Annotated in this window: 14 protein-coding genes and 1 pseudogene; 8 read left to right on the top strand and 7 right to left on the bottom strand. The window is 51.5% G+C overall.

Annotated features, from left to right (window positions below; translation table 11 throughout):
• From AC3ZVB_RS18160 to AC3ZVB_RS18135, 6 genes are all read left to right on the top strand, one after another.
• Positions 1-683, top strand: a 683-nt coding sequence (locus AC3ZVB_RS18160; protein WP_490147323.1) for a multicopper oxidase domain-containing protein, incomplete at its 5' end; no start/stop codon positions are given.
• Between the two features lie 12 nt (positions 684-695).
• Entirely contained in the window at positions 696-944 is a 249-nt protein-coding gene (locus tag AC3ZVB_RS18155) for a hypothetical protein (protein ID WP_490147322.1), read from the top strand.
• Positions 916-1,914, top strand: a complete 999-nt coding sequence (locus tag AC3ZVB_RS18150) for a copper resistance protein B (protein ID WP_490147321.1) — start codon at positions 916-918, stop codon at positions 1,912-1,914. Before AC3ZVB_RS18155 ends, AC3ZVB_RS18150 begins: the two co-directional genes overlap by 29 nt.
• 9 nt (positions 1,915-1,923) lie before the next feature.
• Positions 1,924-2,739, top strand: a complete 816-nt coding sequence (locus AC3ZVB_RS18145) for a c-type cytochrome (protein WP_490147320.1) — start codon at positions 1,924-1,926, stop codon at positions 2,737-2,739.
• Positions 2,729-3,196 (top strand): DUF411 domain-containing protein, encoded by a 468-nt coding sequence (locus AC3ZVB_RS18140; RefSeq protein WP_489345190.1) that lies wholly within the window; start codon positions 2,729-2,731, stop codon positions 3,194-3,196. The genes AC3ZVB_RS18145 and AC3ZVB_RS18140 overlap by 11 nt, the downstream gene beginning before the upstream one ends.
• Before the next feature lie 394 nt (positions 3,197-3,590).
• Positions 3,591-4,052 (top strand): thioredoxin domain-containing protein, encoded by a 462-nt coding sequence (locus AC3ZVB_RS18135; protein ID WP_490147319.1) that lies wholly within the window; start codon positions 3,591-3,593, stop codon positions 4,050-4,052.
• An 87-nt stretch (positions 4,053-4,139) separates the two neighbouring features.
• Here AC3ZVB_RS18135 and AC3ZVB_RS18130 read toward each other — a convergent pair whose 3' ends face one another.
• The 4 genes and pseudogenes from AC3ZVB_RS18130 to AC3ZVB_RS18115 form a co-directional block, all read right to left on the bottom strand.
• Entirely contained in the window at positions 4,140-4,274 is a 135-nt protein-coding gene (locus tag AC3ZVB_RS18130) for a transposase (RefSeq protein ID WP_490147318.1), read from the bottom strand.
• Between the two features lie 143 nt (positions 4,275-4,417).
• Positions 4,418-4,957: pseudogene (locus tag AC3ZVB_RS18125) on the bottom strand (OprD family outer membrane porin); the annotation flags it as partial.
• 168 nt (positions 4,958-5,125) lie between these two features.
• On the bottom strand, positions 5,126-5,458 hold the full coding sequence (locus AC3ZVB_RS18120; RefSeq protein WP_490147317.1) for a DUF2790 domain-containing protein: 333 nt from the start codon (positions 5,456-5,458) through the stop codon (positions 5,126-5,128).
• Between the two features lie 402 nt (positions 5,459-5,860).
• Positions 5,861-6,112 carry a BPSL0761 family protein gene (locus tag AC3ZVB_RS18115; RefSeq protein ID WP_490147333.1) on the bottom strand — a complete coding sequence of 84 codons (252 nt, stop codon included), beginning with the start codon at positions 6,110-6,112 and terminating at the stop codon, positions 5,861-5,863.
• A gap of 439 nt (positions 6,113-6,551) precedes the next feature.
• On the opposite strand from AC3ZVB_RS18115, the gene AC3ZVB_RS18110 reads away from it, so the two are divergent.
• Complete coding sequence (locus AC3ZVB_RS18110; RefSeq protein ID WP_490147316.1) at positions 6,552-8,339, top strand: ATP-dependent nuclease; 1,788 nt, start codon at positions 6,552-6,554, stop codon at positions 8,337-8,339.
• Positions 8,336-9,604, top strand: coding sequence for an ATP-binding domain-containing protein (locus tag AC3ZVB_RS18105; protein WP_490147315.1), 1,269 nt, complete (start codon positions 8,336-8,338; stop codon positions 9,602-9,604). Before AC3ZVB_RS18110 ends, AC3ZVB_RS18105 begins: the two co-directional genes overlap by 4 nt.
• 35 nt (positions 9,605-9,639) lie before the next feature.
• Here AC3ZVB_RS18105 and AC3ZVB_RS18100 read toward each other — a convergent pair whose 3' ends face one another.
• The 3 genes from AC3ZVB_RS18100 to AC3ZVB_RS18090 form a co-directional block, all read right to left on the bottom strand.
• The gene (locus AC3ZVB_RS18100; RefSeq protein ID WP_490147314.1) at positions 9,640-10,470 is read right to left on the bottom strand and encodes a MarR family transcriptional regulator; all 831 of its coding nucleotides are present in this window, start codon (positions 10,468-10,470) and stop codon (positions 9,640-9,642) included.
• Positions 10,471-10,948: 478 nt separating this feature from the next.
• Complete coding sequence (locus AC3ZVB_RS18095) at positions 10,949-11,341, bottom strand: DUF6957 family protein (RefSeq protein ID WP_490147313.1); 393 nt, start codon at positions 11,339-11,341, stop codon at positions 10,949-10,951.
• A gap of 569 nt (positions 11,342-11,910) precedes the next feature.
• Complete coding sequence (locus tag AC3ZVB_RS18090; RefSeq protein WP_490147312.1) at positions 11,911-13,581, bottom strand: TniQ family protein; 1,671 nt, start codon at positions 13,579-13,581, stop codon at positions 11,911-11,913.
• Positions 13,582-13,737 lie beyond the last annotated feature (156 nt).

Genomic DNA, 13,737 nt, shown 5'->3' with positions numbered 1-13,737 from the left:
TGGACCACAGCAAAATGGCTGGAATGGACAAAGGCGACATGTCCAACATGGCCGGTATGGACCACAGCAAAATGGCTGGAATGGACAAAGGCGACATGTCCAACATGGCCGGCATGGATCACAGCAAGATGGCAGGGATGGGCGGTATGGGGGGCGAAATGCAGACTCACCCAGCGTCCGAAACCAACAACCCCTTGGTTGACATGCAAGCCATGAACCCAACGCCAAAGCTAAACGATCCAGGCATCGGTTTGCGGAACAATGGTCGTCGAGTACTCACCTACTCAGATCTGAAAAGCACTTTCCAAGACCCTGACGGTCGCGAACCCAATCGCACCATTGAGCTTCATCTGACCGGTCACATGGAGAAATTTTCTTGGTCCTTCAACGGAATCAAATTTTCTGACGCCGAGCCACTTCGTCTGAAGTATGGGGAGCGTCTTCGAATCACCCTGGTGAACGACACCATGATGACCCATCCCATCCACCTTCACGGCATGTGGAGCGACCTTGAGGATGAGAACGGCAAGTTCATGGTGCGCAAGCACACAATCGACATGCCACCAGGTACCAAGCGCAGCTATCGAGTCACCGCTGATGCCTTAGGTCGCTGGGCTTATCACTGCCACCTGCTTTTCCATATGGAAATGGGCATGTTCCGTGAAGTACGGGTTGATGAGTAAAGGAGACGATCTGTGAGCACATACCTAAATCGTAAATCGCTGGTCGGTTGCCTCTTTGCCATCGGCTTGATGGGTGGACTCTCGTCCGTGGCGCGGGCAGTCGAAGATAGTAGTGATCATTCACCTGCTACTCCTGCAAAAGCAACGAGCAAGCCTGCAACTACGACAAACGAGTCAAAGCCCGATCACGGGTCAATGGACCACAGCAAGATGAGCCATGAGTCGATGGATCATGACCAAAAAACCAAAAAGGCAGATTGAGATCATGACCAGTAAGTTTTTACGCCCAACATTGATGGCACTGGCAGTCTCTACCAGTCCTGCTTTCTTTGTCGTGGCTCACGCCGCTGAAGAGATGGATCACTCCAAGATGGACCACGGCTCAATGGGAGCTATGGACCATAGCAAGATGGGGACTATGGATCACAGCAAGATGGGGACTATGGATCACAGCAAGATGAGTATGGATGACGGGCAAATGGACGGAATGGAAAGTATGGATGGAGGGGCGACTACCACCAGTCGAACCCCAGTCCCCGTACTTACCGACGCTGACCGTGCAGCCGGCTTTCCAGATGTTGCTGGTCATGGTGTCCACGACAAAAAACTCAACTCCTTCATGCTGCTGGATAAGTTTGAGTACCAGGATGCTGACAACGGTAGTGCATTGGCCTGGGATGCAAAAGGATGGATCGGCGGTGACGTTGACCGACTGTGGTTGCGCTCGGAAGGCGAACGTACCAATGGCGTAACGGAAAACGCTGAACTCTCAGCACTTTGGGGGCATTCCATCGGTCCATGGTGGGATGTCGTCACCGGCATACGACAAGACTTCAAGCCCGGGTCACCACAAACTTGGGGAGCGCTCGGTATTCAGGGTATGGCCCTCTATAACTTTGAAGCCGAAGCGACTGCCTACATCGGTGAGAACGGTCAAACCGCTGCTCGATTGGAAGGCGACTATGACATTCTGCTGACCAATCGCCTGATCTTGCAGCCGACGGCCGAAGCCAATTTTTACGGAAAAAATGATCCTCAGCGCGGCATTGGGTCTGGATTGGCAAACACCGAAGTAGGGCTCCGATTGCGTTATGAGATTGTTCGCCAATTTGCCCCTTACATTGGGGTTAGCTGGAGCCGCTCCTACGGCAATACGGCAGACCTGGCCAGCGATGAAGGAGAGGATGCGAACGAGGCGCGATTTGTCGCCGGTATTCGGATGTGGTTTTAAGAGCCTGACATGAAAAGAACATTGAAAACATTGACTGCTGCTGGTGTGGTCGCCGCAATAGTAGGTGCCGGCGTGGTGTATTTTGGTGTGATCAATGTTGGGGCGGATGATCCACATTCCGATCCCGTTTTAGCCCTACTTTCCACCGCTCGAGATCGCTCGATCGAAGTGCGCTCACGCGACATTAAAGTCCCCGACCTGAGCGAAGAAGCTCTCATTCGCGCAGGTGCTGGCAACTACAACTCTATGTGCATCGGTTGCCATCTGGCTCCGGGTATTGCAGGAACCGAGTTAAGTAATAGCCTTTACCCTGCACCTCCAAATCTTTCAAAACTGGGCGTTGATGGAAACCCTGCCGCAGCTTTCTGGATCATCAAGCATGGAATCAAATCCACAGGCATGCCCGCTTGGGGTAAAAGCATGGCCGATCCCTACATATGGGGAATGGTCGCTTTTCTCCAGCAGCTGCCTTCATTGGATGCAGAGCAATACAACGCTCTGGCAACCAGCAGCGGTGGTCATCAACACGGTGGCGGCGAGAGCAAAATGCATAACCATGAAGGCCAGCATGAGGGCCAAAAAGGGGCTGCCGCTGCGCATCATGATGCGGGTGCAGTCGAAGAGATAGCCGAAGCAGGCGACCATCATGGCGAGAGAAACAGCGCCCATGCCCATGAGGCGGCCGCAGCGCCTTCTCAGGTTGAAAGTACCGAACACGCCCATCCTCCGGTTGTGGAGGCGTCACATGACGCTGCTGCAACTCCGGCCGTTCAGCCAAAAACTCATACCCACGCTGATGGGAAGGAGCATACCCATGCGAAATAACTTTCTTCGTCCCGGTCGGGCACTTCGCCTTGCTGCATTCGCGGCTCTGTTTATCAGTTCAGCTGGTCATGCAGCAGAGTCGCTGACGATCGACGTCCATCGTGACGCTAACTGTGGGTGCTGCAAGAAGTGGATCCAGCACCTTGAAGCTAACGGCTTCACCGTCGTTGATCATGTAGAAACCAACATGAGCGCGGTCAAGCAGAATCTCGGTGTTGCTCCACGACTCTCGTCCTGCCACACAGCAATGATCAATGGAAAGTTTGTTGAAGGTCACGTGCCCGCCGAGCAAATCATTGCGATGAGCAAACGTGACGACCTTCTCGGGATCGCCGTTCCTGGCATGCCGGCTGGATCTCCAGGCATGGAAGTCAACGGAAAACATGATGCTTATCAGGTAATCGGCTTGCCCAAAGCAGGCGCAGACCAGGTCATTGCTGAATACCCCGGAAACTAATCTGGCCCCTCAATCCTGCCCCTGCATGGTTAGCGTCATAGCCATGCAGCGGGACACATACCGTCCATTCCGCGCTCAGCCACACGCCCAGACAATGAGCTACTGTTCGCCTCTCCTGCTGCTCCCCTCAGCCCCACTCTATAACGCCCTCAACTAAACGATGCGCACGCAGTCGAAGTGGTTCTTTGAAAAGCCGGCGAGCGAAGGCCAGGCTAGGCATAACCAAGCGAGGAAGCGGAGTTTATTGGGTGTAAATGAGCATTCCGAGCTTGGTTTTAAACCCTGCGTGGCCGAGCGCAGCCACTTTCCGTACAAAACCAGGCCGCCCGGCGCGGTCTTTGAATTTCTCCAAGCGCGAGCAGTCATTTAGACAAGCCTGAAGGAGAAGCTAAAGATGACCGCTCCCCACAAACGCGCCGTGCTCTACCGCATGGTCATGCCAGAACACCTATGCCCCTTCGGGCTCAAGTCCCGTGACCTGCTCAAGCGCGAGGGTTATAGCGTCGACGACCACTGGCTGCGCACGCGCGAACAAACCGATGACTTCAAGCGTCGGGAAGGCGTGGACACCACCCCGCAGGCCTACATCGACGGCCAGCGCATCGGTGGCTACGACGACGTTCGGCGCTTTTTCGGCAAGCCGGTCGCCGACCCTAAGGCCAATCAATACCGCCCGGTGTTGGCGGTGTTCGGCACGGTGGGCGCGGTGTCGGTGTTCAAGGCGGTGTACATCGATAAACGCGAACTCAAATGCGCCTGCGTGGGCGGCGATAGCAACGTGCCGCTGGGCTTCGTTTCACTGACTGAAAACCTAGTGATGGTGGGGATGGGGGGCTGGATGTTGCTCAAGCCTTGATGTGTAAAGGGCGGTAAGCATCTGCCCAACTCACCTTGCGTGACTCAGGCCGGCATCCACCGATGCGGCAGTAGTTGATCAATCTCACTAGCACGCTGCGTCGGTAACGTTGGCATTGATGCCGTGGCTGATGGCAACGCCGGATAGGGTTGCGCCCGGTTGCAGACATTCCTGAACAACCTGGGCCTTGAAGTGTTTTGGGTAAGAGTTTCGTTGGCGCATGGAAATCCTGAATGTCCCGCCCTTATGTCAATCCACATAAAAAAAAGGCGCCACTAGGGCGCCTAAGCCGCCTCCCAAACCAAAGGAGAAACAAGGAGACGGGGTGTATCTAGTAATCGAACAATTGGTGCCGCAGGTTAGCGCTAGTTAAAACAGTTGCAGTGGTACTCGACAATCAGTCGGACCTCATCCAAATCAGATTCGAAATCGGTAGCACGCGTGGTTGCTTGGCGAACACGCAGAGACATGTCCTTCAGAGAGCCTGACTGGATGATGTACCTAGCCTCAATGTCTCGCTCCCACCGATTTTGGTCTTGCAAGGGCGCTCCATCTGCTCCGCGACGCATATACACGCTGTTCGCGTTGGAATAATCAGCGTCCCACCCCTTCGCGTAGCGAGTCATGAAGCTTAGGCCCGGAATGCCGAAAGCTTGCAATCCAGGTCATAGCGTAGCTGCAAGGATTGCTCTTTCGGTGAGTTGAAGTTGCTGTACTGGATGGAGTTATCCAGAAAAATCGAGTCCGATTGGCGCAGGTAATCAAAGTCGTCATTGCCGTTGCTGCGCTGATAGCCAACGGTCACCGTTTGGACGCCGAATTTGACCCCGGCTTTGCCACTCCAGATGTTGTTATCAAAGCTGCCTAGGAGTTTTTTTTCCCTCGTCGACCGCGCGGTAGTAATCATTATAAAAAGCCATCGGCGCGTAGGGATTCCCTCTACGTACCGGCAGACATAATTTCATACAAAAGATAACTCCAGCGTGACCTGAAAATTACTTATATATCAGCGACCAGTAAGCATGCTTAAAAAGCGTAATTGAATGATCTGACATAGATATGACCATTATGGGCTAGCTTCCATGTGGGCAGTTGGTACCCATAATCTTGTACTCCACGGTATTAAGCTTACCCGCCGAGTCTTCATAGGTCATGCGCGAAGGCGCAACACTACAGGTTTTGTTGGCTTGTGTGACACTGACCACCTTCTGAATATCGAGGTTCATACCATATTCATAGTGAACAACTTCAGGGATGGCCTTCCCATTTTTTAAGGCATATTGCTCCATCGCCTGTTGGTTTTCTTTCATCATCCGACCGTAAACGCGGTCACCGCCGCCTTCAGCCATGGCTAATGAAGACAAGGTTAAAATAGAAACGGCGAAAAGTGCTTTTAATGCTTTCATGATTTTCTCCTAGAGCTCACTTACTTCTGACTAGAGGATAACCAATGGTACCTTTCAGAAAGCTGCCGCGAATATTACTTATTTGTAAGGTGTCCCCTGTACTCGTGAGCGCAACTCTTAGGAATTTAATTTTTTGGCGGTGCACGCTGTATACCAGCATCAGAACTCGCTAGAGTTCCATATACGAGCCCCTCATTCAAAAATACATATTCCCCATATCATGGAGAGCGGCTTGGCACGCTCCATGAGCTCGTTTGCGCGCAGCTAGGAGAGGAAGCGAATGCGTAAAAAACGCCATTACGGGCTGAGAAATATTGGGTTCACGTTGGAACGGAACACACGATCGAAAGGGTAGTCATCAATAGCTAGTCCAGCGTCCAGAGCGCTGAGGCATGGCCAGTCCTATCGGTCAATGCTGGAGCTCAACTGGGGGGTGTGGACCACTATCGCGAATTCTCGCGTTGGGTCGCTCGGATCCTTCGTTTGAAGCAACTCCTCGAAGGAACCGATCCCAAATATCACCCATGGTTCTGGGTAATGCCGCAGGAGGCGTTTTGCCTCTTGGCGAACAGATTCCGGAAGGGTCTGATCGCTGGAGAGTTCACGCAAAAACTCGCCTGTTTGGATGATGCTCCGAGTACGTTCGCAGGGCATGGTCATGTGTTGCCACTCCGCCAGATTTTGCGCTGAACCCTAGAAAACCCACCGCCATAGCTAAGGGCTCTGAGGGTGTGAACCTGAATTATAGTAAGCACATCGCTCGGCTCCTCTGAAGTAGACAGACAGCCCTCTACAGAGCCTGATTGCCGGCTCTGATTGAGAATAGGGAAAACTCTGAGCAATCCAAGGCCGGCTGCCCGCTCGCTCCCCAAACCCGGTGTAACGGCGACTGAAGGCAACATACCAGGCAGAAACGGATGGTGATGCCACCGGATGGTCAAACTAGATGCAACCTCCTACATCACGCACAAAGCGTGGAAAGGCCAAGGTGTGCAAAAAACTCTCCTATATTAACTATCCCGGGGGTCGGCAAAGGCGCGGCGTCTGGAAAGGTAGTTCTCACTAGCCGCCTGTTGCATCCAAAGGAAATGCGATGAGAGTAGCGATCTTGGATATCCGTAATTTTCGGGGTATCCGCGAAGGAAGCGTTCATTTCAAAGACCATCCGGTGCTGATCGGCGCCAATAACACCGGCAAAACCACCGTGATAGAAGCCTTGACGCTTCTTCTTGGACGGGAGCGCATGATCCGAGAGCTCACCGAACATGACTTCTTTGGTTCCAACCCCCAGCCCGCCGATAGGATAAAGCTGGTTGCAACGATTACAGATTTTCCTTCCGAAGATCCTTATCAAAATACGGATTGGTTTAGGGATGGTAGAGGTGTCCCAAAATGGCTAGACGAAACCAGCGGCACCATCAGCACTGTTCGTACCGACCAGGCCTCGAAGCTCTGCTGCCAAATTGCTGCTCAAGCCTATTTTGACCGCGACTCTCTATCAGTCGAGATGGTGCGGTACTTCCACGACCATGATAATCCGATGGATCCCTTTGCTGAGGATTCCCCTGTAGGCGTCCCTCCGCGATTGATCAAAGAAATCGGGTTTTATCTTGTACGTGCGAGCCGAACCTGGGACAAAGTTTTCTCATGGGGAAGTGAGCTATTCCGACGCACGCTGCAAGCAGCAGCAGCCCAGCCATCTGAGGCAATCTTAGCCGAGCGCGATCGGCTCAGAAGTCCGGAAGCTCCCATCGAGAACGATGACCGGATTTCACCACTGATTCAAAACGTAAACGCAGAGTTAGCGAGATGCATACCGAACGCCCCTCTTGTTCAACTGCGAGTGACGAGCACCGATAGCCGATCGCTCCTCGATTCTGTAGCGGCACATTTTGCTGTCGTCGGGGGATTAGGAGTACCTGCGGCCAGGCAAGGTAGCGGTCTAGTGTCTCTGCAAGGCTTGTTACTACTCCTGGAACTGGGTCGAGGACGTGCAGCAGCCGGTGAAGGATTCTTGATGGCCCTTGAGGAGCCTGAGCTTCACCTACCACCTGCGGGACAACAACAGCTAGTACAACGAGTACAGGCACTCTCGACCCAAACCTTTATAACCACGCATTCCCCATTGATAGCCGCCGTGTCAGATCCGACCTCCGTCTTGATCCTCCGCAACGTAGATGGCTACCTCTCGGCGCTACCTTTTTTGGCCGAGCCATTGCTACCGAATGCCCAAAACTGGAAGCGGAAGTTCTTCCAACAAAGTCGCGTGGACGTACTTTCTGCGCTTATGCACCCGTGTGTATTGGTGCCCGAAGGCCGTGCTGATTTTCTGCTGCTGAAAACTGTTCTGCGACCTCTGATGTTGACCGAAGGTTGGTCTACAAACATGCAAGCTATGTTCGGTCTTGAAATCGGAGTGGTACCCACGGAGGACGCCAAAGTGGTCGAGATCTTCCAGCTGCTATCGGCTACCCATCAAAAAGTTTGTTGCCTGGTGGATGGTGATAGGGACGGAAAGCGCTATATCACCAGCCTTCTCGAGGGGCCTACTGCTCCCTCATCCATAATCCGCTGGGCAAACGACGAAATGATTGAGGACGCCATCGGCTGGATTCTCGCGGCAGATGGGGACTATGTCATCGAAACACTGGCTGAGTTGACAGAGGCTGCCCCTTCAACCGTATCGGATATCGTCGATCACTTAAAAAATAAAAAAGTGGACGTGATCTGTTACGAATCCGTTGCCGACGCAATCGTTAACTCACCCCTGTGTCGCGCCCGAGCAGCAGAGTTATTTAGCTGTTTGGCACTTGCATGCGCGGGAACCGCCAACGCACACTTCGTTGCTGACCCACAAGGCGTCTGGGTGTTCCATCCATGACCATCCAATCGTTCTCTGGGGCGGCCGGCTGTGGAAAGACTTTTCAACTGATGGCAACACTAGCAGCGAGGTTGGAAGGCCAGCTGCTACTAGCGGCTCAAAAGGTTTTAGCCCTTACCTTCATGCATGGATCGCGCAGGCGCCTGGACGATCGATTGGCTGGAGTCGCGGCACTACGCCGTCAGTATGAGTGCACAACGATCGATGGATTTGCCTGGCGAATCGTCAGCAGATGGCAGTCGCTTATCCAGCAGTCTGGCATGGCGCACCCGCAAGTTAGTGATTACGAAGTGGTCTGCCACGTCGCTGCGGAGCTTTTGTCTCACGAGGTCGTTGTTCGCTGGGTCGCCGCGACGTATCCAGTAGTAGTAGTGGACGAGGCACAGGATCTCACGCCAAATCGGCTGAGAATCGTGCAATCCATGATGCCCCACATGGACCTACTAATTGCCTCAGATGAGTTTCAATGTCTCATCGAAGAACTACGTCCCAACCAAGCGTGCGAGTGGTTAACGGCTGTTGGTAACGACGCACTGCTACAACAGCCGTGGCGTACGTCAGATCGAAATCTTCTTGCCGCCGCCGGTGCCATACGGTCTGCGCAGGCTCCAGAATCTATTGGGCTTTTCAAAACTGTCCTGACCCCCAATCCAGCTCTCGCCGCTTCTTACGTTTCAAATGGCATTGCTTGGAATAAATGGGGCAATCGCGTGGCGATCATCACGCCAACAATGGGGAAATTCGCCCGTGACGTCCTCACCTGGGTCACCACTAAAACGACAGGTAAAGGAAACGGTCCATACACCATAACTCTGGAGGAGTCCGAGACCAGCCTTGCCAACGCTTTTATTGAGGGACTCGCTTTACCGGAACAAGCCACGCACACCGAAGCCTCAGCCCTGATGATCGGAAAGCCTCCGTCTATTGCTCAGGACTTCATTCGATGGCTTGAAAAGCAGCGCAGGGCGAAGGGGAAGACTTTATTTCTGCGCGAGGAGATGGAAGACACCATAAGGCAGTTATTTTCTAACCAGCGGCGCCTAAGTTCACGCGATGGACCGGGCATTCGAGCACTTACGGTTCATGGCGCAAAAAATAGAGAGTTCGACTTGGTGATAGTGCTTTGGCCAGCGGCAATCCGTGGGGATGACGAGCAGCAAAGACGACTGCTTTACAACGCGGTCACGCGTGCAAAAAAACAGTGCCTGGTCCTAGTACAAACAAAAAAGGCGATGACTCTTCCACCCTTTGCCCTTCGTCCCTAAAATCAATTTTATACAAGGTCGATCCCGGAACACCGCTATAAGCTGGTTAACTTTGGCGTCGCTATAAAACTGTTTGCCGCTGCAACATCAGCCTCATTTGGGCGTTTTTTATGACGCGTATTTGGCAATATCTCGCCGTCATCAAAATTCGTCCAGTGAATCCCCAGTCCGCGGACTAAATAACGGTTTGTCCTGGAAAAATCAGACGCCTCCGAAAAGTCCCCCTGTCTGAATGAGATCATTCTCAGATCGTACAGCCGAGTGATTGCATCAGCGATGTGGTGCCTCTTGACACCTGTGATCAGTGAAAGCCGATCATAAGATAACGTAGCTATACCGCCGCGATTCGAATCTCTATACGCAAGCAAGGCGATGTACACCTTCAACGCCGACAACGATGCTCTACTGAAATTGAACTCAGCCAACATCAAAATTTTGGTACCAAGCGAGCCGTCATAAAGCCAGCGTTTTGGTAACTTCGCCCAGCTTTTAGCTTCGACCCATCCACAGATCAAAATAGATGACCCCTTCCTGAGGGCCTGCGCTTGCCGCTGAATCAACCCCTCGGTTTCAAGTCGCGTTAACGACTTGGCAATCGTTGGTCGAGACAGGCCAGTGATCCTAATTAGCTCCACGTATGTAACGGTCGCTTTGCCAGTCGCGAAATCTGTTCGACAGCAAAGCGCCAGGTACAGCCTAAGCGCGGAGATGCATTCGTTTCTTGCTGATTTATCTTCCTTCAACCAGAAGGTATTCACCGAATAAGACTCGTCTGCAAATTTCGCCAATCCTCCTTTGCGAATCCAGTCAGCAGGTAACTTCGCCCATTCCGACAGGACAGAACGCGGCTTCTCAGATTCACTCATTTCGACCTCAAAGCAATAGCCAGCAAGCCTGCACTCAGCAGCAAGATACAACACAACGACAGTGTCAGCGGATCAGCGGAGAGCGCTTTATCAATAACAATCAAGACAGGATTCATGCCTGAGAACCTCTGGAAAAATGGTTACAGGACAAACTTTAATATCAAGCGGCCCTACTATCTAGATATAGGCGCCAGCGATAAGATAGCTATGTCATTGATATTTAAGTCTTAATTATTGGTATGATTAGTTAATACCAGATTGGTCTTAAGTGCGTTTTATTGTACGTTTTTTGATCAAAGTGAAACATGCGGGACCACAATTTATTCCAGTTTTCCCTTTGCCCCTTTAAGGGGACGATCGCTGACACGTGGCCAACGCCATGTCTTGGTAAGCACCGGGAAAATATAGGGATGGCTGCGGAGAACGAAACCTAAAACGCTGAACGTCGACGGCTGCCACATTGCGCACCAGCGAATCTTCAGTACAGGCTCAGCGCAACGTCTAGATCTGTTCGTACCCTTCGACCGGGTCCCATCAACACATACACGGTGTTTTTAGTCTCGAACAGACAATCATGGGTGAAGGAAACACCCAATGAGGTTCTCACCCAATGACCGCGAGGGAAACGTCCTTTGCTATCGTGGATAACACATAAAGCGTTGACCAAAGTAGGAGTGACTCCTCTTCTAGCAACGGCCTTTAACTGACGGGGAGAGACCGCTATATCAACCACTGTCCAGTCAGCGACTAGACAATAGGCGCGTCCAGGGAAGTAAAATCCGACCAGTGCCAAGGCGTCTGAATGAGCTAGCTCACATCCAGGTAGTTTTTCGCCACCGGAAAGCAGTTCGGCTAGGCCCTCAAGATTCATTCGTCCCTCCGACCCACTTCAACAATCGAGTCGAATAATCAATCACTCCAGTCAGCATAGCTGCCCGTAAAGCGCCTGGTCTCAACGCCGATGAACAGTGCGCAAAATTTGACTCCTATCCTCACAAGCTGATGCTTGTCCCGTCGCTACGGTCTGATTCACCCCGCGATACCTCTGATCGCGGGCTCACGCTTTCAAGACCTACAGCTCTACGTATCCCTCGCCTCACTGAACACCACAATTACGGTCGGTGGTCTCGCCGTCTGGAGTGGCTTGCGCCAGTAAACGACGTCATGCCATTGCCCATGCTTGAATCCCGCTTCGGGATAGGTGCCAATGGCAGTGAATTCGGGGCTTCATGAATACCGATGTCTGCGGCATTGAGTGAGGCGATACCGGCGTGAGCGGCATGTAGCCCTTGTTTCTGCTGAAGCCTCTAATAGAGTGCACGTCCAATGCCCCATCGCCGTGCCGCAGGGTCAGTATAAAAAGTGACATCCCCCGCCCAGCAATACGCCTCAGGGATCACCGAATCCAGAGCATTGCTGTGCCATTCCATAAAATATCTACTAGAGCTTTGAAGTGGACGCAATCATCTCCATGTATGCATTGCCGCCCATGGGCATATCGTAACCTGGTGGCCCTTCCCATTGCCGCGAGACGCCGGCATTTCTAAGCATCATTTCACCATCAATACCTTCCTTAACCATGTTGTCTAAATCCCACTCGAAGTGATTTATAAGAGCCTGGCAAGCCACATGTGGTACCGTAGTCAATAATTTTAAGCTGGAGCTGTTTGGGGGTAACTTAAGCCTCGCGATCTCCGACATCGTCCATATAAATCTCCGTAATCTAAAGTGCCAAAGAGATTCTAGATGAAGCTCAAGTTGTTCTGACACCAATGGAAACGACTTTCGAGTCGCGCGCTCCCTACTTACTTTTCGTGGTAAAAGTGCGAGCATATTACTGATATTTACTCGGACCTGTTTTTGGGTGATGCGGTACAGGTTTTCCACGCCTTCTTTGAGTATATTTGCGTATCTTTCGTCCTCATCGCTCACCACCGGCTCGACAATATTCTTCTGCTTTACACCACTTGTAATTTTACCCAACAACCAGTCCTTATCGTTTTCGTTGAGCCAACGTGTTACTTGATAAGCATTGACCCAAAGATAGTCCATACCAATACCTGGCTTGACTTCAAGTAGTATCGAGATTTTTTCTCGATAACCCTTTTTTTTACTTTCCGGCAAAGCTCTCTCTTTAAGACGGACCATCGGGTTTACCAAACTAGTAAGTAGAGACTCTTCTGCCAAGCATTTCTCAAATTTTTCTGCACTACCAAAAAGATGGAGAGATATTAGAAGATGCCGCGCCAACGGCATGTCGATTTGACCTCTTGTTGTCGATAGTCTAATCCATTGATGTCGTCTCCCAGCTGCGTACGCCATGTCAATTTTCGAAATAATTTCATCGCCGAACTTATCACGAATACTGCTGAATAATTTAGCAGTGCCAATCAGATTGCCGTGAACAAACCCTTGCTTCTTTGCCTGACGCCGGTAACAGGCAGCCAAAACCTTATAATCCACGGATGGCAAATTGCGTTGTAGAATATCATTTACAAAAACTGCATATTCTCGTTCTTCATTTGAGGCTAGTAAGCGGTTCGCAGGTTTAATAGCGCTCCACCCACAAACACAACCGTCGGTCAAACTAGGTAATAATTTGTTTCTACGATAGAAAGGGTGAGAGCAATTCGGGCAAGATTGAAGAAGCACCTCGCCGTGCCGCCAGCAGGCTGTAACGCCCGGCACATGATGAGCTCGGTGCCAATACGCGTAACCAGACTCTATGAGGTCGGCCTGCACACAGGCCAAGCAAATTTTGGCTCTGCTATTCCTAGTAACCTCTCTCCTAGGCACTCGAGCAACATCTGATAAAACTCTATCCATCTCCTTAGATGGTTCTTTTGATAATCCTATAAAAGGTTTGTAGGCTGGAAACGTAGTGTTAATTTCAAGCAGCTCAGCCAAGTTGCTTTCTTTAATTCCCGGCAATCGAGACGCGAGATTTTCTAATTGCTTAGGTATAATCGATAGTTGGAATGGTGCAACGCCAAAAAGATCACGGAAAGTTTCTGCCTCGGTTTTGTTCCCGGACAAAAAATGATACCTCGTGATGCGAGATAACAGTGTCTCGTCTGACATCGATATTGGAAAAAAAAGAATGCTGGACATGAGTAGCCGACTTTTTAGCGTGGGTTCTGGTAGGACGCGAATCCTGTGAAGGAAGTACTTTTATCACATATCACCCTGTACCCAGGCAAGGATTTTTATGAGCGCAACACAGTAGCGAACAGCCACCATCTACTACTTTAAAAAATCCGCCGTTTT

It is taken from the genome of Pseudomonas sp. MDV22-iso1, assembly GCF_058145095.1.
This window is presented reverse-complemented; position numbering and strand designations above follow the sequence as displayed.